Here is a 22,131-nt window from a genome sequence, read left to right on the forward strand (position 1 = left end):
TTTACTAGCGATGAAATACTCGTGCTATCTTTGCTATCGCCCTCCACCGTTTTGAATTAACAATTGCGCTATATTGTTCTCTACTTTCCATAAGCATTGTCTCAATATTTTTAATATGTGTATCCTTATCTGATACGCATTGCTCTAAAAATACCACACGCTGCTCCAGTGTTTTTTTGTCTTGTAAAATCCGTTCATTTTCTTTCTGCAATAAAACCGGTTCTCTATTCTTTGCACAACTGTCTTTCCAGTACTGCGCTAACTTGGCATTTTCATGCAGTAAATCATCTATTTTATAATTTAAATTTTTATTGTCAAGTTCTAACCTGTCCTGCACCTTATTCTTTTGGTCTATTATTGCATTTAAATTGTCTTTTTCTGACACCAATGCCTGAATTTGTTTATTTAAGCGATCATTTTCTTCACAGCTTCCCTGCCAGTTTTTCGCTGTCTTCTCCCATTCACTCCGCACATATTGTATTTCATCACGCATATCACTAATCTTTTTTATCTCTTGAAGACATTCAAATTTCTTTTCTGCAAAGCAAATATCATTTTTCTCTTCTATTACATTTTTATAAAAATTTTGATAAAATTCCCTCATCTTCTCTATCGGAGTGAATACACGGAGAATATGCATTGCCTCTTGCAGTGGAACGAATTTTTCAAGGTTTTCAAGATGAAGATATGCATCTCCTATACAATGAAAAACAGCTAAATCCGTCGGTATTCCACAATCAAACACCCATTCATAATCAATAAAGCTAATATTATCGCCTACCACAATATTGCTTGGTGTAGCATCAAAATTGGCAATCTTAAGAGATGGTTTTCCATTAAATTCTCTCATATTTCCAAACCATTTTTTTGTCTCTTCGCTTTCCTCAAAAATCCCCTTATTATCCTCTGCACCACATATCATCTGGTAATGTTTTTCTAACAGTTCAAAAAATGCTTCCTTATCATCTAAATTCATGCATCTTTCATACTCATCTAACAGTAAATGACCCTCTATATAATCAAATACAATTTTATCCTTCTCAAATTTCACCGGACAAATTTTAATATCTGGATAAGCCTTTTCTAACATATCCTGATAAGTACATATATTTTTTATATGCTCTATTCCTTCTGGATATATAGGGGTTTTTTCAACAAACTTATTGCCATTTTTCTCTACTATCGTTGTTTGAATACTATATTTTTTATTTCTTTCATCACTGAATTTATAATACTGCATGAATTATTCTTCCCCCTTAATTGCTTCCACTAAAAATGAGTTTGCAAGCATTTTTACTTCTTCCGCCCCCTCTAAGCTTTGGAACGCCTTTGTTTGGTCAAATCCGACATATACTGGCAAATCATAGTTACTATGAGATGCGAAATCTATTTTCTGTGTTAATATACTTGTTTCATCATAAATTACAGTTGGTAATTTATAATCTGGAAATGGGTAAAAGAATTCTGTACTGGAAAATCCATTTTCTAACAAAAGCTTTTTTAGCTGGCTTCTGCTAAAAGTCTTTACCTTGTCACTCTTTTTATATCCCTCTATGCCAACATATGGTTTACCAAGATGATCTTCATGAAAACCTGCTATATATTTCATTCCTAATTTGTTTTCAATAGCAACATACAGTTTTCCATTTGGTTTTAGTGAATTCGATACCTTTCTGATAAAATCCTCATATGGATGCTCACTATTGATATAATGAAATGCATATTCAAGTACACCAATCAATGTTATAACATCATATTTCTTTGTAATCTCTATGTCCTGAAAATTTCCAACAAAAATTTCAATATTGTTTAAGTCTTTATGACGGTTTGCGTTGACTAAAGATCTTCTTTTTGATAATTCGATGCAATCTACTTTTCTACATTTTCTTGCAATTGCACCTGTTACCGCTCCCATTCCGGCACCAATCTCTAGTACTTCATCATCTTTTGCAATTTCCATAGGTGTAACAATATTCTCTCTTTGTCTACTCAGATGATATAATACTGCCCAATTGTTATAATCTGGATGTGCATAATCATATCCATTATCATTTTTTACAATTTCAAGAATACGATTTTCAATCGCATCTCCATCGCTATACAAATCCTCACCCGAATAGTACTGATAATTTAATGTCACTCCACCTATTTTCTCATTCATCTTTCTTCCTCACACTAAACCTTATTTCTTATTTTGCTTCAAATTCATTTTTCTTTATTCTATCAACGACAATTGAATGATAACTTGGTCCATATTTTTCAAAAGCGACTTTATTCAATTCTCGCATTCGATAATCGCTATTTGTAATCGAGACCGGCGCATAATCTGTATTATAAGCTGTCCCTATATAAAACCCTGCATTTTGAATCAAAAATGGAATTGTTAATAATGTTTCCTTTTCATCTTCCATACTCGCCAGACAATTAAAATCTGTTTTATTTCCTTTAAGGGTTTCTGTCTTTAACCAAAAGCTTCCTCCTATTGGTGTTCTAGGCTCATCTTCCCTCTTTATGCTTACTCCAATGTCCATTTTTTCCAAAAAATGTTTTACACTATCGTATTTTCCATACCATCCGTCCTGTGCATTTGCAAACAAAGTTCCAAAATTAGGAATCGGCGGTATTAACATTCCCAAGCGTTCGTTTTCCCGTAATGTCTGTATAATATTATTTACATATGCCTTTGATGCCATTACATTTTTCCAGTCACTGTACTGCCATGACACTGCATTACTGTATGGCTGCTCCTTTTCGCAGTCTTTCATCTCCAAAATTCCAACGTACTCAGCTTTTTCTTTTACGCTTTCTAGGATTTCACACAGCATCTGCGCATATGTACCACCCTCCCATATTTTATAGATGAATTTTTCTTTCTGTAAAAAGGGATTTTTCTTAATTTGTTCCAGTTCCTTTGATTCTCCAACTATTACGCAGGATGTATGATCGTCAATTTCTGATAAATATTTCTCATACTCTATCATATGCTTTGCAGATTGCACATAAATTATGATTGCAACTTTGTGTTCTGCCACATATTCTTTTTGGCATTCACTCTCTGGGAGCATATAATTAAGCTGCATCGCTCTGCTTATTTCCGTCATATTTTCAAGACGAAGTAAATTGTCCCATATTAAATTCAAATCATATAAATTATTTTCCTTTAAGTATTCATATACTTCTGCTGTTGTTTCCCCGCATGAGTTCAACATAAAATCCTGATAATTTGTAAAGAATGAGCGTCTCTTTATTATCGGACATCTTTTAGATATCAGCATGTCCTTGAGACGAAACATTACTGGATTGTATACATATCCTTCATACTCTTTTTCATCACAGTACAAATCTCCAACAAATCCCAAATCCTCAAAATGCTTTCTAAATATAGATTCGTAATCACATATCGATTCTATATATGATCTTGGATTTCTCATATTTATTATAAAATCCTTGTACTCACTGCTCAAAAAAAGACTTCTTCTTAATACAAGAAAATGTGACTGAATATGTTCTGGCAAATACCCATATCTATTCTGCCCATACGGGTCTGGCTCAACTTTAAAATGCCCTGTTATTCCCCAAAAATCAACATCACGATTGCTCATATCATCAAACATTTCTTCAAATGGGTAAATCGGTCCGAAAAATGTATAATTTAACATGATAAGTTCATCATAACTTTGTAATTTTTGGAACCCGTAGTAAAATAATCCTTCTCTATATCCCCCAACATCAAACCCCGCATTATCGCGAACTAATATATCTTGCGTTATCGTCCTAAATTTCCGTTCGCTTTCTTCTGGAATCCTGCCATTGCACACTACAAGAATATTATCTACATTTTTCTTTAATTCTTTTAATAAATACACTACATAATCATCAACAATGCCATCTCGATCGTAAAACAAAAAAATCGCACAGCGCTTTATGTCATCTTTAATTAATTTCATATCTATCTCCCATTTCTTAGGATAAGTTCTTTACTCTCTCTAACAACTCTCTAAAATCGCAATAACCAACTTTTTCAAACATTGCCTTTTCAAGTTCACGATTTATAAATTCCCAGTTTGTAAGTTCTATCTTTGCAAACCAATCTGACATAAGCCACCCTGGATAATATCCCTCATGTTGTACAACAAATGGGTATATTCTCTCTATCGCATGCAAGACAGTTGCATCTGTCTGAATTGGTTCTTCCGGGAATTCTCTATACTGCCAATCATGTGCAAATAATGCTTTCAAAGCCTTTGTTCTTACCCAAAACATGGAACCTAACGGGGCAATTGGTTCTTTCTCCTCATTCATGTCAACTTGCAACCCAAGTTGTATTGCCAATTCCTTTGCAACTTTGAAGTTGTCACCCCATTCTCCTTTTCCAGTTGTAGGATAATATGCTCCATGTTTTGGAACTGGAGGCGTTAACATTCCAAGATATTTTTTTTCTTCAAATAGTGTAATTACATTTTCAACAAATATCTGATTTCTCAATAAGTTCTCGTAACACTCTGTTTGCCAGGAAGCCCCAATTGACATTGGCATAATCTGATACACTTTTTTATCATGCACTTTACAAATCAAATCGTATTTGTCAATAATATCTTTACATCCAACCAAAAATGGTGCTACATCACGCCCTATATTGCCAACAATTCTATACTCTATATTATAATCATCCAAACCTGTAAACTCATTTTTGACAATTTCTGCTTTTTCTTCGTTTGGAACTGTAACATATACATCTGTTCCCTTAGGCATAGATGTAACATATGAAGCACAGAATTTTGCCAGTTCAGTATAATATATATGAATCACAAGCGCTACCGTAAGCTTCTGTGACCCACTCTCTTTCTTTCTGACTTTAGAAGAAAGCACATAATTCCAATGCATTCTCTTCTTAAGGTCTGCCTGATTCTGTAATCTAAGCAAATTTTTATAAATCAAACCCGTATCATAATCCAGATTATTTTCTATATATTCCAATGCCTCTTTTGCTGCTTCTCCGCCGCTTCTTGAAAGTGCCTCTGAATATTCATGAAAAAAAGATCTTCGTTTTATAATTGGGCAACGTTTTCGCTCTATCATATATCTAGGGAAATCTCTAAGTCCCTCATATGTATATCCCTCTAATTCATCTGTATTTGCATACACATCCCACTTGTATCCCTTATCAGCAAAATCTTTTGTGAATACCGTTTCATGAAAACCTACAGCTTCCTCGTAAGAATGAATTACCGGCAACTCTTTCCAATAATTTTTAAAATCATCTGTTAAAAATAAAGATTTACGGAATACCATAAAATAAGATTGAATATGCTTTGGAATATACCCATATTTGATTGTTCCAAATGGATCAAAAGGTACTTCATGAAATTGTGTAATTCCCCAAAAATCCAAATCCTTTCTTGCCATACAATCAAACATTTCCGAAAATGGGTATAGAGGACCAAAGCTTGTAGAATTTAATACCATTATCTCATCATACTTGCTGAGTTCCTCATACCCATAATACTCTATACCAATTTTATACGCTGTAATATCAAATCCCTCATTCGGTCGTACAATTACTTCATCCGCTATTTTTTTGAACTTTTGAAGTCCCTCTTCATTTATTTCTCCATTGCATATAATCAGAAGTCTAGAAAGATTCTTTTTCAAATCATTCAAAAAAACTTCGTTGTATTCATCTACTATTCCATTCTTATCATAGAATACATATACCGCATACCTTTTTGCAGAATCTGTCTGTATAACCATAATTGCTCCTTATCTAATGAGTTAATATTTTTATCTCAGAATTCATATCATAAAATCCTACCGTGTTTTTATCTGAAATTACATTTATATTACATACATCATATAATCTATGATATACATTAAACCTATTATTGTGAAAACCAACACACCCTAGTGCAAGTAAATAGTTTCTTCCTTGCAAGTTCATCACCTGTTTAAACTCTGCTACTCGAATATCACCTTCCTCCACCGTTCCTGTATCAATTCTTTCATACATGGTGTTGGTCCCGGTAACCTCTGTTCCCTGTAAGTCTTTAATTGTAAACGCAAAAATTGGCTCTTGCATTTTTTTATTAAACTTAACCTTCATCTTTATTGTAAATTCGGTATTTTTTTGTATATTTGAAGTGATATCACCTTTATCATCAATAATTGCAAAATCAATAATCTCAGCCTGTTTTTCTCCATACTCAATCAATGATGGATTTAACTTTAATTTGCTTTTCCAAACAACATCATCTCTCTGCTCTATTGTACTACTCTGTACATCAAGTGGCATGTCGTCATGTTTTACAAGTATCTGTTTATATTCATCTACGATTTCTTTCGGTTTTCCCTCAGATATCTTTTCTCCTTTATTTAATAAAATAACCCTATCACAGTATTTACTGATACTTCCTAGGTCATGGCTGACGAACAATATCGTTTTCCCCATTTTTTTAAATTCTTCAAACTTATGATAGCATTTTACCTGAAAGAAAACATCTCCGACGGACAATGCCTCGTCCACTATCAGTATATCCGGTTCAATATTAATGGAAACTGCAAATGCCAATCGTACAAACATACCACTTGAATACGTCTTTACCGGCTGATACACGAAATCTCCGATATCTGCAAATGACAAGATATCATCCATTTTTTTATCAATTTCTTCCTTCGAAAATCCCATCATCGTACCATTCAGGTAAATATTTTCAATACCAGTATATTCCATGTTAAAACCGGCGCCAAGCTCCAACAATGCTGAAATACGCCCCTGTATCTGGACATCTCCATCAGAAGGATTTAAAACACCTGTTATAATTTTAAGCATAGTGGACTTACCGGAACCATTTGTTCCGATAATTCCCACTGTTTCTCCTCTGTGCACATCAAATGAAACATTCTTCAAAGCATAATGTTCCTTGTACATCTTTTTTCTTGATAAACCCAATGACTCTTTCAAACGGTCCATTGGCTTATCGTATAATTTATATAATTTACTAACGTTGTTTACACGTATTGCAACCTCACTCATACTGTAACCTTTCTACTTATAGCACGTCTGCAAAATGCACCTTTAATCTTCTGAACACAAAACTTCCTGCTCCAAAAAGGAGTGCTGTAACAATCCAAAAATAAATTGTCAATTGGGCATTCTCCCAAAACCATGCCTTATTAATCAATGCATCTCTATATCCTGCCACAATATAATACATTGGATTCAATTTGAATATCGTAAGCAATGTTGGGCTTAAATCCATCGCATCTATGTTCCACATAATTGGGGTCATCCAAATTCCAATCTGTAAAATAATATTTATAATCTGTGTCAAATCCTTGAAGAAAACGACAATCGAACATGTTATATACACAATTCCTAATACATAAATAATCATGCAAAATGTATAGTATAGTATTTGCAATGTATATAGGTCAGGATAATAGTGATAGCATGCATACAAGACCAATGTAAAAGCAATAAAAAACAGATGTACAAATAAAGCTGACATTACTTTTACAATTGGAAGAATACTTATTTTAAACACAACCTTTTTTACCAAGTAACTATATTGAACCAGAGCATTCGTTCCACCATTAAGTGCATCCTGAAAGAAAAACCATGGTACAATACCTGCAATCAACCACATTACAAACGGAACCTGTATTCCAGCTCTTGTGTTAATTCCTCCCGCCTTTAAACCTTTCTCAAAAACAAACCAATAAACAAGCACAGTAACAATCGGTTGAACAAATGCCCATATTATTCCTAAATAAGAGCCTGCAAACTGTGTCTTAAAATCGTTTTTCGCAAGATTAAAAATCAGCTTTCTGTTCTGAAACAATTCTATTGGCAACATTGCAATTTTTTTAATATTAATCAAAGTATATATCACCATCAAATCAATAATTAAACATGCAAGCACTTTTAATGCTGTTGATTTCATAAGTGAACCCTGATATGCTACATCTGCAATGTTCCATGTCGAAGCATTCCATGTAATAAACGGATCCTCAGAATTGGCATTTACCTTTACATATCCATCCTGTTCCTGTACTTTGGCTTCATTTACTGACATTAACGAGCACAACTCTTTCGATGTGATTGTACGTTCTACTTTACCACATCTCAACACAATTTTTTCTACAATGTTGGATGATTTTCCGCTTGCAAAATCAAGTCTTAACATTGTAGTGTCACTCGGAATCTGATATGTTAGCGTAGCATCTTTATCTGGAACTTCATATTTGACTATCTGGCTGTTTTGTATAGTAAAACCTTCCTGCGAATTTACCTCTGCATAGAAAAATTGAAACTCCGTTGAAACATCAGATTTCACTGTAACATCGACATCTATATTTTTTGCAGGAAATTTCATGCAAATTATTCCAATATTTATCAATACTGCGACAAGTAAAACTAAGACTCTCACCGCAAGTTTTTTCTTTGACATTTTTTCACTCCTTTAATTGTCACCACTTTTTCACAATTTCATTAAGCATTCTGCATAATTTTATCAATTTTTGATGGATTTCCCCAAATTCCTGGAGAATCATACTTTCGTTCTGGATAAACTCCATACTGTAATTTTATATTATATCCATGATTTTTTATAAAGCTTTCAACTTCATCTGCCAATGATACAGGTTTTCCGGTACAACAATTAATGATTCCCGTCACTTCTTTTTGTAATGCAACTGAACTGATCTGCTTTGCCAGTTCTTCCACTTCTATAAAATCATACAAATTTTTCCCTGTTGTAAATGGGAATGTCGTCTTACCCTCCTCAGCCGCCTGAACAATTTTCGAAAATATGGAATTGCTTCTCAAATCATCACCAATTATATAAAATCCTCTGGTCCATTGCAAAATAGTTCCATGCTCTTTTGCAACAAGTTCTACCAATTGACGTAAAGAATTTTTCGCAATTGCATATAATGACATTGGATTCGTTGGTGTATTTTCATCAATAGCACCTTCCCAGTATCCAACCTCATGCATACTTCCCATCACTACTAACTGTGGGAGTCCTCCCTCTATCATATGTTTTAAAAATGTATAGTGATTCGGCAAGTCTGTTATATGTGTCTCTGCATTATGGATAAAACCGTTTCTCCATGCCAAATGTATACATACATCTGGCTTACCTAATTGTTCGTATATTGTTTCATCACCACTAAATATTTCCACAGGAACTTGATGTACCCTGTTGTCAATTCCATCAAATCGCAAATCGCAGGCATACACCTCGCAGTTTCTATTAAGGAGTTCATTCACAACATGTCTGCCAATATAGCCATTTGCTCCTGTCACAAGAACTCTTTTTTTCACCATTATGTTCACCCCTATTTTTCTTTTCTGGCAATGTACTCTTTTATTCCACCATGTACTTTATCTTTTTCGGATAAGATTAAATCCTTTTCTGTCATTCCTTCTGGCATTGGCCATTCCACTCCAATTTCAGGATCATTCCACATAAGTCCGCCCTCATCATTTGGGTGATAGAAGTCTGTTACTTTATAGCAGAATTCTGCATAATCACTTAGTACAATAAATCCATGTGCAAAATCTTTTGGAATAAAGAACTGCTTCTTATTTTCAGCAGTCAGTTCCACACCAAACCATTTTCCAAATGTTTCAGAGCCTTCTCTTAAGTCCACAGCCACGTCAAATACTCTACCATTTACAACTCGAACAAGCTTATCCTGTGGATAGTTAATCTGAAAATGAAGTCCTCTTAAGACACCTTTCTTAGATGCAGACTGATTGTCCTGTACAAACTCACAATCAATTCCTGCTTCTTTAAAATCATTGTAGTTATATGTTTCCATGAAGTATCCTCTCTCATCACCGAATACTGCAGGTTCAATTACTTTTAATCCTTTAATTCCATTACAATCGTTTGTTACTTTAATTTTTCCCATTTTAATTTCCTCTTTTCTTTTTCAGCTTAATTAATATAGATGCAAAGAAGCTAAATAAATCTATTATTTAGAACAATAGTTTATTTAGCCATACTCTTGCCTTTTATTTTATAATCCTTCTGCGATTTCCATTAAATACTTACCATAATCTGTTTTCAATAACGGCTGTGCTAATTTTACAAGCTGTTCCTTATCAATAAATCCTCTCTTATAAGCAATCTCCTCGATACAGGAAACATACAATCCCTGACGTTTTTGAATTGCAGATACAAAATCTGCTGCTGCAAGAAGCATGTCATGATTTCCAGTATCAAGCCATGCGAATCCACGTCCTAATGTCTCTACGCTTAATGTTCCTTTATCTAAATATGCATTATTAACACTTGTAATTTCAATCTCACCACGAGCAGATGGTTTTACATTCTTAGCAATCTCTACTACACTGTTATCATAGAAGTAAAGACCTGGTACTGCGTAATTTGATTTTGGTTCTGCTGGTTTTTCTTCAATAGACAATGCTTTACCATTCTCATCAAATTCTACAACACCATACTCTCTTGGGTCTCTTACATAATATCCAAAGATGGTTGCACCACCTTCATTTTCGACACGCTCTGCAGCACTTCTCAACACTTTTGAGAAACTCTGTCCATAGAAAATATTATCTCCTAGTACTAATGCCACAGCATCATTTCCAATGAACTCTTCACCAATAATAAAAGCATCAGCAAGTCCTCTTGGGCTCTCCTGTACTGCATATTCAATGTGCATACCAAGCTGACTTCCATCTTCTAATAATTCCTTAAATACAGGAAGATCTCTTGGTGTTGAAATAATAAGAACCTCTCTGATTCCTGCCAGCATTAAAGTTGACAATGGATAGTAAATCATTGGCTTGTCATAAACCGGCATAATCTGCTTTGAAATCGCTTTTGTTAATGGGTAAAGTCTGGTGCCAGATCCTCCAGCAAGAATAATTCCCTTCATATATAATACCTCCAAATTTGTTTTTTTCCTTATTTAGGCATAAACATGCCTATGAAACCAATTCATTATATCACATCTATTTGTAGTTTTCATCTTTTTTTTCTTGACGAATGATGTATAATATGGATATTAATAAAAACTTAAGGAGATTTACCGAAATGAATATACCAAAAGTTAATATACTTCTAGCTACATATAATGGTAATAAATACCTAAAAGCTCAATTGGATAGTCTTATTGCACAAACCTACCCTAATATTAACATCTATATTCGTGATGATGTCTCAACTGATAATACCCTTGACATTATAAATGAATATATTAAAAATAACAGTTCTAATAAAAATATTATTCTTCTAGACAACAAGGGAAGCAATCTACGTCCTCCACGTTCGTTTTATCAAATTTTAACAGAATGCGATAGCGCCGACTATTATGCATTCTGTGATCAGGATGACATCTGGCATCCTGACAAAATCAAATGGGCCGTAGAAGAACTAGAGAAAAAAAGAGACTTGCAAAAACCTCTCGTTTATTTCTCTTCATATGATTATTATACGGATGATGGTACCTTTATCCGACACTCCCCGATACAAAAGGAACATATTTCCCTGAATGATGTTCTCTATTATACACCTGCCTCTGGTTTTCTGCTTGTATTCAATAACATGGCCAGGCAACAATTTTTCCTTGATGTAGATCCAGGCACCGAGATGCATGATAGATGGCTCCTCCGATGTTGTGCATGCTTTGGTGATACCATCTATGATCATAGATGTTCTGCTTATCATATTCGCCATGCAGAAGCCGTTACTTCCGAAGATTCTGGTACCATTAACCTTTTAAAAGGTTTTATTCAAAAAGAGCTATTAGGTTCAGCAAGCATTGAAGCAAAAAAGCACCTACATTATTTTTACAAAACTTTTTCCAATCAGTTCACAACGAATCAAAATCATGTTTTGCATTTATTTACAAGAAAAAATTCTGTTTTCACCCAATTAAAAAAGCTATTCTACCCTCATTCCCTTCGTGCGAGAATACCTGGAGAAATAGCTTTAAGAATTCTGTTTTTGCTAGGGAGAGCTTAATCCCTAGCTTTTTTTATTCCACCTTTTAATATTTCAATCACTTTCACAAATTGTGGTTTAAAACAGATTACACATATTAAAAGTGCTAAAACTGCATAAACAAAAAATGATACTATTGTCTCTACTTTCAGTAAGGCATAAAATGCTATTAAACAGAAAACAATGCATACATATCTTCTCACACATCCATTTAATGGTATATTTAATCTCCTAATAAAGATCCAATCTGTTACCACATACCATATAATGAATGAAATCAGACTTGCAATGGCAATATAGATATAATCATGAAAAAATAAATATGCTAATAAATCTAACAAAAATGAGATGCAAATTGCAAACACATTATTCTGTGTGTATTCCTTAATCATTTTTAATACCTTAAAATAGTTACCGCATACAAGCATAATTAAGGATCGGAATATAACTGTTCCAAATAAAATTGCAGTAATTGCAATACTCTCCGTATACTTGTCCAGCCATATATCTATAATGAACTTTGCGACATAAAATGCAAGCAGAGAAAATATTGAAATCACAGATAGCACATCACTCATCAAACAATAGTATTCTGCATATCTATTTTCATCAACCCGTACCAAATAAGGATATATCAGATTTGAAACGGTACTAATCATTGTATATATAACTGTAATAATAGATACTGCAAATGAATACATCGCAAATTCTTCAATACTAAATAAGTTCTGAACAAAAATACTATCGATTCCGAGAATAATGATTCCAACAAATTCACTTAACATCAGGAAAAATCCACTCTTAATCAAACCAACGCATTCTTCTTTCACATTAAGTATTGATTTTCCCCACACAATGTTCTTATTCTGCCACATGACAATAACCATGCAAACCGCATTAATAGCTGTTGTAAAAATAAGAAGCACTTCAAAATAGTACCAATGTGTCACTACAATGCAGATAACCATAAGTAATGTCAATATATTTTGTAAATAGGTAACATAGCTGTCTATTACAAACCTTTTGGTAAACTGATTTATGGAAGAATAGAACCATTTTATATTAATCAACGGTATATTGATAATAATAAACGCATACGCAATCACATTGTTACTATCCATTTTTCTAAATGTAAGTAACAAAATCACTGCAAGTAAAGCAACCACAATTCCTTGCATTGCAAACATAATTTTACTGAACTTTCGGAACTTATCGATTGGAAGTTCATCTTCATTGTATTTTCCATACTTTAAATAGATTCCATTCACAAATCCAAAATGTAAAAATCCTGCATAGGCAATATATAACATATATACATGATAATATGCATAATCCGCTACACTCAATTGTTTTGGAATTACAAACCCGGTAAACAAAGCAATCAGTATTGTCAAGAGATTACTTGATATTACCATGAACACATTCTTGGTATTTTCATTTTTTATCTTTTTCATATTATTTCTAACATCTCTTTTCTGTTTATTATTTCTGTGTCTGCTATTATACATTAGGAAAAACATTATTGCAATTTAAATACGCCTGTTTTTACTTTTCATGCGAAAACAGGTTGTTCTTTTTCCCTAGCTATTGTATGATAGATAAGAAAATTTTATTATTTAGGAGATAATTATGAGTTTAAAATCACAAATGCCTTATGGCATTTCTTTGCTAAAACACTATGGTTTCCATGACTTTATGCTACGATTTATGGAATGGTTCGACACCAAGAAAAGGGATTCCTATTACCAAAAACACCTAGATTTATTTTTCCCTAGCGAGGCTGAACTAGACATACAGCGGAAAACATCATTTTCTTATGAACCACTTATCAGCATTGTTGTTCCTGCATATGAAACACCAGCTAATTTTTTAAAACAATTGGTTGACAACGTTCTTTCTCAAACATATTCAAAGCTTGAATTATGTATTGCTGACGGAAGTAAAACATCTCTTGTTTACGATACACTGAACGAATACTCTGATTCCCGTATCAAATACATTAAATTATCAAAAAATGCCGGTATCTCTGAAAATACCAATGAAGGTTTTGAACATACTACCGGTGATTACATTGCGTTATTAGATCATGATGATCTATTAACACCAAATGCCCTGTTTGAGATGGTTCAGGCTTTGAACTCCTATGAATCCATTCCAGATATGGTGTACTCCGATGAAGACAAGATTATTGCAGACACAAATGTTTTAAGTAACCCTACCTTTAAATCTGATTTAAACGAAGAATTTTTACGGCATACAAATTATATCTGCCATTTTCTTATTTTTTCCAAAAAACTTTTGAATAAAGTCGGTGGTTTGGATTCTTCTTATGATGGCGCACAAGATTTTGAATTCGTACTTCGTTGTAATGCTTCTGGAGCAGTAATTAAGCATGTTCCAAAGATTCTTTATCATTGGCGCATTCATCCTGCTTCAACTGCTGCAAACCCAGAAAGTAAACTATATGCCTTTGAAAATGGTAGTAAGGCAATTGAAAAATATCTTGCAGAGAAAAATGAAACCGGAACAGCTTCTTTGACAAAAGATCTTGGTTTTTACCAAATTGATTATGCTTTGCAGGGGGACTACAACGTTACTGTTCTTGCATATACAGAAGAACAGATTCGTGAAATGAAAAAAATGCAGGCAGAACGCCAAAATCTTCATATCACGTACAAGCTTATCGACAGATTAACAAATGACTTATTATTGTCTCTTACCGATGATTATATTGTCATTTCCCAACCGGACATCATACCAACCACACCAAACTGGATTGAAGAATTTTTAAAACATTGTCAATGGTCCCGTATCGGTATTGTTGGTGTAAAAACCCTTAACCGCCATAATCGAATTGAAAACTGTGGATTTACATACAATCAAAATGGTCAGATTTTTAGCCTATTTTACAATTTACCTTCCATTTATAGAGGTTACTGTCATCGTGCAGATTCTCCACAAAATGTTTGTGGTGTGTCTTTTTCTCTTTCAATGGTAAGACGTGACGCTTTACATGCCGCTAATGGAATTAATGAAACTTTCACTTTTCCATACCAAGATTTAGATTTTTGTTTTAAATTATCTGCTCTTGATTATGAGATTATATTAAATACAGATATTCATGCTTTATGCAGGAAAACATTCTTATATCCTGCTAAGACTGATGAAATCTTTTTGAACTCATGGAAACTCAAATTAGAAAAACCAAATCCATATTATAACTCTAATCTAGCTGCTAAAAATGGAAATTTTGTTTTAAAATAATTCAAAAGAACGGATCCTCGCTCAACGTGAAGACCCGTTCTTTCTTTTTCCCTATTTTGAATATTCTTTTTTGCACAAAATCAATTTTTCAATTACAATCTCAAACATCTTTACAATAGATATTGACCAGCTTGCAATCAGTAGTGCATAACCAGAACTTAGATACATATAATTTATTGCTGGTGTTTCGTCTAATTGTGTTTTCGCAATTCCAAAACATAAAACCGCAACACTCAAAAACAAACCTGTAATAACAAGCCAAGGATTTACCAAATCATACCTCTTCTTTGTCAGTTCATATATCATAAAACAGGTGATAACTGCGTAAGCGAAAAATCCAAAACGATACGCCGTCAATCCAATCTTTTGGTATAAGGTACTAATCATATTAAGTCTGTTTATTACGCTATTTGCAGTATCATACTTTGCATTATCCATATCTGAGGTATAATAAATATCCTCGTTGCCATATATCTGAACATTATCTTCGTTCTCGTAGGAACCTTGCAATATCTTTACTTTACCAACAGTCTTGCCTTCTTGATATGCCACAAAATAATAATCTGTCTCTGAATTTTCTGATAATTTATTCCATGAAACTTTATAACGACACTTATCTGCCCATGGATAATCACCCTTGTCTTTGACTGCCTCTACCACGTCCTTACTTTTTATAAAATTTACTTTCGTATATTGATTTCCTGCATTATCCTCAATATACACTTGCATATTACTCATATCATAATCCGTAAAGAGAAGCCAGCCTTCTACATAAAAATCATCCTGTGAATACCGATACAACGCATTATCATTTGTGAGATTTTCAAATGACCATACACCAAGTCCTCCATCATACTCACTTTCTAGTGCAACTGCGTTTGCATCATTGAAGCTCGCCATATATTGTATCGCTGTCTTAATTGTACTAAATAATTCCTGTCTACGTTCTCCAGTATCTAAATGATATTTTTGCATTGTCGTCTCTTGTTTTTTTGAGATTTCACCTGTAGCATATGCATCCTCAAGTTCCTCATATACAGCTTTATAAAATTCGTTTGCATCTTTACAGCTATCATAATATCCTGCTTCTTTTACTGCGTCAACAAGAGCCCAACCGAACCATCCATCATCTACATTTCCGTCATCCGGAGCTGTATCATATACACCATAAACATCCATCTTATCCTGCATTTCATCCCATATCGAATTGAGTGTTGGAGATACATCACACAGTTTTTTTAACGATTTTCTCGATATGCTGACTGTATCAGTAGCATCATCCGCAATATAACCTGTTATATCACTAATCGCAGGACCATAATATTCAACCCCCTTATAGCCATATGTTTGAACATTAAAGTAATCTTTGATGCCAGAAAATAACAAAATCCCTATAATTGGAGTTAACAACATTACATATCTAGGGATACTTTTTTTGATTCTCATTTTGAACACAAGAATCCCAGCACTAATAATCATAACCACTAGCGTAAGTGGCAATAGCCAAATTGTATCATTTTTTGTCACCCACAAATACCCTATTGATAATCCAGATAGAACAGACCATATCATAGGTATTTTTGTATTTTTATCTAAAAGTGTAAAATAAAAATTTAATAAACATCCAACAAAAAACAATGCAAGTGCCAACGCAAATCCATTTCTATATACTCTTTGCAACGTCTGTAAAGAAAAGGAAACTGGATTAAAAAGCACAAATATATATACAATATATACCACCCATGATTTTTTTATCACTTTTTTTATTGCGTAAGCAAATACGATTGCAGCAATTGAATACAGCAATGTTGTTGTCATAATATACGATAAATGCAACCTATAACATACTGCAAGATAAAAGCTAAAACCCGGATCTTTTAGAAAGATATAACTAGTAAATGGTCCCGTCCACTCAAGTCTCGATAATGAATATGCCCAATCCCTCATTAGCTGATCATCACATGCAGCAGCAGGAATTGCATAAATAGTTAGTCCATGAATCAAAATTTGCTTCACTATTGCAGTTAAAATAACCGCTATCAGGAACATATGAGACATCACTTTTTCTTTTACAAATTGTTTCATTTTTTCCTCCAAACAGAATGCCATGCGAATCTTGTTCACATGGCATTCCACTTTATTCCAAGATATTTTGCAATATCTCCATATATCTTATTTATTGCTATACATATCCTGATAATATTTCTGATAATCGCCACTTGTTACATTCTTCATCCAATCTTCGTGTTCAAAGAACCATGCGATTGTCTTCTTGATACCTTCTGCAAACATTGTCTCAGGTTCCCAGCCAATCTCTGCTTTAATTTTATCTGGAGCAATAGCATAACGTCTGTCATGACCTTTTCTATCCTCTACATAAGTAATTAAATCCTTGCTAACATTTGCTCTTCTAGGATCATTCTCTGGTAACATTTCAAGTAATGTATCAATAATAATATTGATGATTTCAATGTTACGTTTCTCGTTATGTCCACCAATGTTATAAGTTTCGCCAAGACGACCTTTTTCCTGAACCATGTCGATTCCCTTTGCATGATCATCTACATATAACCAATCACGGATGTTCATACCATCGCCATATACCGGTAATTTTTTGCCCTGTAATGCATTGTTGATGATAAGTGGAATCAATTTTTCTGGGAACTGGTAAGGTCCATAGTTGTTAGAACAGTTTGTAATATTAGCAGGGAAATGATAAGTATCAATATATGCCTTTACCAAAAAGTCTGAGGATGCCTTACTTGCAGAGTATGGGCTGTGTGGGGAATATGGTGTTGTCTCGTAGAAATAGCTTGTACCATCATCTTCCAAAGAACCATATACTTCATCTGTTGATACATGTAAAAATTTCTTACCTTCTTTGAATGTACCATCTGGCAATTCCCATGCAGCTTTTGCGCAGTTTAGCATAACAGCTGTACCAAGTACGTTTGTCTTTACAAATACTTCTGGGTTCTTGATACTTCTGTCAACATGACTTTCTGCAGCAAAATGAACGACACGATCGATATCGTTCTCAGCAAAGATTTTGCTGATTGCTTCGCTGTCTGTGATATCGGCTTTTATGAATGTATAATTGTCTCTATCTTCGATATCTTTTAAGTTTTCTAAGTTACCTGCGTATGTCAGAACGTCAACGTTAATAATTCTGATTTCGTTGTCATATTTTCTGAACATGTAGTGAATGTAGTTAGATCCAATAAATCCAGCTCCACCAGTTACTAAATAAGTTCTCATTTATATTTTCCTCCTTATATAAAAACGCATCTGCGCTTTTCACAATAAATATTTACTCTAAATTTCTTTTTCGAAATTCAATTTCATGCAATTCCATCTCGAAATCCTGACGGTTTTTTTGACAACTTGTCTGTAAAATCAGTCCCGAGAAAAATGCTTGAATTGCTGCTAATAATGTAAAGCCACAAACAACTAATGTCGGGAAATTCGGGACCAAATGTGTCTGAGAAAAAGTTACAAGTACTGGAATTAAAAATGCTATTCCAATAATTGTCAAAATCGCTGCAACTCCTCCAAAAAAGGCCATCGGTTTATAGGTACGAAATAACCTAATAATTGTGCGGATTACTTTAAATCCATCTGAATAGGTATTTAATTTTGATACACTTCCTTCTGGTCTATCACGATATTCAATTACAACATTTTCAACCTGCATATTCTTGTCTGTAGCATGTATACTCATTTCTGTCTCAATCTCAAATCCTTTTGATAAAACCGGAAATGATTTCACAAACTGAAAACTAAATGCTCGATATCCTGTCATAATATCCTTAATCTCTGTACGAAATAAAACATTGATAGATTTTCTAACAAGTGAATTTCCAAAATTATGAAATGGACGTTTATTCTCTTCAAAATATGTGGAAGACAAACGATCTCCAACAACCATGTCAGCGCCATAGTTTAATACTTTATCAATCATCTCTGGTGCCGACTCTGCCGGATAAGTATCATCTCCATCTGTCATAATGTAACATTCTGCATCTATCTCCCGGAACATTCTTCGAATTACATTTCCTTTTCCCTGCATATGTTCATATCTGACAATCGCTCCTGCATTTTTTGCAATCTCTGCTGTTCCATCAGAGGAATTATTATCATAAACATATATCTTTGCCTCTGGCAAAACACGTTTAAAATCTGTGATTACCTTCTCAATTGTTTTACTTTCATTATAACAAGGAATCAGTACTGCTACTTTATCCATCCGTTTTCTCCTTTTTCTATCTAACAAACAGTTTCAGATAAATTGATACTGCAAAGCAACGAAATCTTCGAATCAGAACACTTATCTCTATCTCTAATTCAGACAACCTTAATTCATCCTTATTCTTTTCAAGGAGATAGCGATGTTCTGCAACGTATATGTTTGTTTTTTCTTTATCATCACCCATTACCTGACCTGTATTCGAATCTCCTCTCACACGGAAGAAATTCAATGGTTCGTGTATAATATAGATGTCACCCAACTTTGCGATCTCTGCAAAAAAGTCATAATCTAAAATGTAAGTATACTTCGTATCAAATCCACCAATCTTCTGATATGCTTCTTTACGAAAAGTATTGGCCTGTGGTGCGCCAAAATAGTCCTTATTGAAAAAACCTCTTCTTGTAACCTTTTTACCATTCACAAGCCCTTTCACTGGATATCGCTTATAAAATCCCTTTCCTTTTCCAGCCAAATCAATAAGTTTTGTATCACTTTCAACCATGACCGCACTTGGATTTTCAAGTAATGCCTGTACCTCTCTTTCAATTGCCTCTGGTGCCAAAATATCATCCGCACAGATTAACTTTATAAACTCTCCCTCGCACAAGCTTAAACAATAATTCCAGTTTCCAGACATACCAAGGTTTTTTTCATTATGGTAAATTTTTACTCGTGTATCCTTATCTGCATAGACACGAATCTTCTCCAACGTATCATCTTTAGAATTGTCATCTACAATAATAAGTTCCAGATTCTGATAAGATTGTTTCAAGATACACTCTATTGTTTCTCCGATGTAATCTGCATTGTTGTATGCAGGAATACACACACTTACTAACGGTTGATTCATTAACCTTCTAATCCTTTCAAGTAAACATCCAATGCATCATGCCAGTCTGCCATTCTATAATCAGATGTCAATTTTAACATATAATCCTCTAAAATGGAATATGCTGGTCTGTCAGCAGATGCCGGATTCATTTCTTTGTACTGTTTAGAAGTTACATGATTTACCTTTGTTGTCTTTCCCGTCTTGCGGAAAATTTCTTCTGTAAAATCTGCCCAGTTTGTATCACCTTCACAAGTAGCATGGAATGTTCCGTAGTTCTCTGTCGGTTCTAAATGGTGAATCAATTTTGCAAGTTCTACCGCACTTGTTGGAGAGCCTACCTGGTCACATACGACATTCAATTCATCATGTGTCTCAGACAATGCTAACATTGTCTTTACAAAGTTTTTTCCATCCCCATATAACCATGCAGTACGGAAAATAAAATGTTTAGCAGCAAATTCTTTTACAAATTTCTCACCTTCCCATTTTGTCTTTCCATAAGCACTGATTGGATGTGGCTCATCAAACTCTGTATATGGTCTTGTACCATTTCCTTCAAACACATAGTCAGTAGACACGTGAATCATTTTTGCTCCAACTTCTGTTGCTGCAATACTTAAGTTTCTTGGTCCAAGTGCATTAATCTTGTATGCAAGATCCCACTGTTCTTCACATTTATCAACATTTGTATGTGCTGCACAGTTAATGATAACATCTGGTCTCGTCTCACGAACCAGCTTCAATACCGCATCCACATCTGTAATATCAAGGGATACTACACCATCGCCTTCTACAACGTCTGTGTTGATAAACTCAACTCCGTCATTTTCATACTCCTTACGGATAGCTCGTCCCAATTGTCCGTTACACCCTGTTACTAAAATCTTCTTCATGGATTTATCCTCTCTTCTTTCTACAGTAATCTATTTATCAATAATAAAATTTTCGCAATTATTTGATCTAATTTACTTTGTCTTACAAAAGAACAATGAAGCAACATCTTACACTTACCTGCAAATTTCTTTGTATTCAATATATCAAGAACCAAGGTATCCTTTTCTTTATCCCCCTGATATAGTTCATGAAATTCACGCAATTGATTTTCTAGTTTACCTCTACTCTTTTTTAAATGTTTTGCTTTGGCCTTTACAGTGTCCAAAAACTTATCACTTGCACCAATCTCATTATTACCATGTTGGCGATACCAAATATAGGAATTTTCGTCAAATATTACCTTCCCATGATACGTTGCCACCAAATAACACCACCAGTCATGCATCATAGCATGTTTTGGTATGTTTTGTCTAATGATTTGTGCTAATTTCTGGTTTAATACAGTTGTGCACCCTGTACAAATACACTCTACAACTGCATTTTCAAATGATGGAGACAAATATTTTCCATGGTTTTCTGCTATAACATGATTATCTGCATCAATTAAAATTTTATTACTGCAGTACAATGCAGGTTCTTTTATTTGCTGTAAATTCTGGATTGCTTTTTCAACCTTGTTTTCAAGCCAAATATCATCCTGATCACAAAATGCGATATAACCCGCCTCACTTTTTTTCAAAAGGTTAAAAAAACTATTAACAACTCCAATATTCTCCTCTTTGAAAACCTTTATACTCGGATAGTTCTGACTGTATTCCTCTAGTATAGATATTGTTCCATCCTTCGATCCATCATCTCGAATCAGTATTTCTATATTTGAATACGTCTGACTAAGAAGACTTTCTATTTGTTCTCTCAGATATTTTTCACCATTGTAGGTAGACATTAATATCTGTACTTTTTGTTGTTCCATAATGTTA

The 22,131-nt window shown here is 33.9% G+C and carries 18 protein-coding genes; 2 read left to right on the plus strand and 16 right to left on the minus strand.

Annotation, left to right across the window (positions count from 1 at the left end; genetic code table 11):
* Positions 1-4: 4 nt before the first annotated feature.
* The 9 genes from BIV16_RS09360 to rfbA all read right to left on the minus strand — a co-directional run bounded on the left by BIV16_RS09360 (position 5) and on the right by rfbA (position 10,905).
* Entirely contained in the window at positions 5-1,240 is a 1,236-nt protein-coding gene (locus tag BIV16_RS09360; protein ID WP_075680566.1) for a hypothetical protein, read from the minus strand.
* A gap of 3 nt (positions 1,241-1,243) precedes the next feature.
* Positions 1,244-2,161, minus strand: a complete 918-nt coding sequence (locus BIV16_RS09365; RefSeq protein ID WP_075680567.1) for a class I SAM-dependent methyltransferase — start codon at positions 2,159-2,161, stop codon at positions 1,244-1,246.
* A 28-nt stretch (positions 2,162-2,189) separates the two neighbouring features.
* A complete protein-coding gene (locus BIV16_RS09370) occupies positions 2,190-3,947 on the minus strand; it encodes a rhamnan synthesis F family protein (protein WP_075680568.1) in 1,758 nt (585 codons plus the stop codon).
* A gap of 16 nt (positions 3,948-3,963) precedes the next feature.
* Positions 3,964-5,751 carry a rhamnan synthesis F family protein gene (locus BIV16_RS09375; RefSeq protein ID WP_075680569.1) on the minus strand — a complete coding sequence of 596 codons (1,788 nt, stop codon included), beginning with the start codon at positions 5,749-5,751 and terminating at the stop codon, positions 3,964-3,966.
* A gap of 13 nt (positions 5,752-5,764) precedes the next feature.
* A complete protein-coding gene (locus BIV16_RS09380; protein ID WP_075680570.1) occupies positions 5,765-7,030 on the minus strand; it encodes an ABC transporter ATP-binding protein in 1,266 nt (421 codons plus the stop codon).
* 16 nt (positions 7,031-7,046) lie between these two features.
* On the minus strand, positions 7,047-8,447 hold the full coding sequence (locus BIV16_RS09385) for an ABC transporter permease (RefSeq protein ID WP_075680571.1): 1,401 nt from the start codon (positions 8,445-8,447) through the stop codon (positions 7,047-7,049).
* Between the two features lie 41 nt (positions 8,448-8,488).
* Positions 8,489-9,307: an NAD-dependent epimerase/dehydratase family protein gene (locus BIV16_RS09390; RefSeq protein ID WP_242940376.1), complete on the minus strand. Its 819-nt coding sequence runs from the start codon at positions 9,305-9,307 to the stop codon at positions 8,489-8,491.
* Positions 9,308-9,339: 32 nt separating this feature from the next.
* Positions 9,340-9,918 (minus strand): dTDP-4-dehydrorhamnose 3,5-epimerase, encoded by a 579-nt coding sequence (gene rfbC / locus BIV16_RS09395; protein ID WP_075680573.1) that lies wholly within the window; start codon positions 9,916-9,918, stop codon positions 9,340-9,342.
* A gap of 108 nt (positions 9,919-10,026) precedes the next feature.
* The gene (rfbA, locus tag BIV16_RS09400; RefSeq protein WP_075680574.1) at positions 10,027-10,905 is read right to left on the minus strand and encodes a glucose-1-phosphate thymidylyltransferase RfbA; all 879 of its coding nucleotides are present in this window, start codon (positions 10,903-10,905) and stop codon (positions 10,027-10,029) included.
* Between the two features lie 158 nt (positions 10,906-11,063).
* Between rfbA and BIV16_RS09405 the strand changes: the two genes are divergently transcribed.
* Positions 11,064-11,993, plus strand: a complete 930-nt coding sequence (locus BIV16_RS09405) for a glycosyltransferase (RefSeq protein ID WP_075680575.1) — start codon at positions 11,064-11,066, stop codon at positions 11,991-11,993.
* Here BIV16_RS09405 and BIV16_RS09410 read toward each other — a convergent pair.
* Positions 11,990-13,426 (minus strand): oligosaccharide flippase family protein, encoded by a 1,437-nt coding sequence (locus tag BIV16_RS09410; RefSeq protein ID WP_075680576.1) that lies wholly within the window; start codon positions 13,424-13,426, stop codon positions 11,990-11,992. The genes BIV16_RS09405 and BIV16_RS09410 overlap by 4 nt on opposite strands.
* Before the next feature lie 175 nt (positions 13,427-13,601).
* Between BIV16_RS09410 and BIV16_RS09415 the strand changes: the two genes are divergently transcribed.
* Entirely contained in the window at positions 13,602-15,236 is a 1,635-nt protein-coding gene (locus tag BIV16_RS09415; RefSeq protein ID WP_075680577.1) for a glycosyltransferase family 2 protein, read from the plus strand.
* Positions 15,237-15,287: 51 nt separating this feature from the next.
* Here the strand turns inward: BIV16_RS09415 and BIV16_RS09420 are convergent, their stop codons facing one another.
* From BIV16_RS09420 to BIV16_RS09445, 6 genes are all read right to left on the minus strand, one after another.
* Positions 15,288-17,321: a hypothetical protein gene (locus BIV16_RS09420; RefSeq protein ID WP_075680578.1), complete on the minus strand. Its 2,034-nt coding sequence runs from the start codon at positions 17,319-17,321 to the stop codon at positions 15,288-15,290.
* A gap of 87 nt (positions 17,322-17,408) precedes the next feature.
* A complete protein-coding gene (gene rfbB / locus BIV16_RS09425) occupies positions 17,409-18,494 on the minus strand; it encodes a dTDP-glucose 4,6-dehydratase (protein ID WP_075680579.1) in 1,086 nt (361 codons plus the stop codon).
* A gap of 52 nt (positions 18,495-18,546) precedes the next feature.
* Positions 18,547-19,482, minus strand: a complete 936-nt coding sequence (locus BIV16_RS09430; protein WP_075680580.1) for a glycosyltransferase family 2 protein — start codon at positions 19,480-19,482, stop codon at positions 18,547-18,549.
* Positions 19,483-19,498: 16 nt separating this feature from the next.
* Positions 19,499-20,335: a glycosyltransferase family 2 protein gene (locus BIV16_RS09435; protein WP_075680581.1), complete on the minus strand. Its 837-nt coding sequence runs from the start codon at positions 20,333-20,335 to the stop codon at positions 19,499-19,501.
* Positions 20,335-21,210 carry a dTDP-4-dehydrorhamnose reductase gene (gene rfbD / locus BIV16_RS09440; RefSeq protein ID WP_075680582.1) on the minus strand — a complete coding sequence of 292 codons (876 nt, stop codon included), beginning with the start codon at positions 21,208-21,210 and terminating at the stop codon, positions 20,335-20,337. The genes BIV16_RS09435 and rfbD overlap by 1 nt, the downstream gene beginning before the upstream one ends.
* A 20-nt stretch (positions 21,211-21,230) precedes the next feature.
* A complete protein-coding gene (locus tag BIV16_RS09445; protein ID WP_075680583.1) occupies positions 21,231-22,124 on the minus strand; it encodes a glycosyltransferase family 2 protein in 894 nt (297 codons plus the stop codon).
* Between the last annotated feature and the right edge of the window lie 7 nt (positions 22,125-22,131).

Origin of the sequence: Roseburia sp. 831b, from assembly GCF_001940165.2 — a bacterium.
In the GTDB taxonomy this organism is placed as follows: Bacteria; Bacillota; Clostridia; order Lachnospirales; family Lachnospiraceae; genus Roseburia.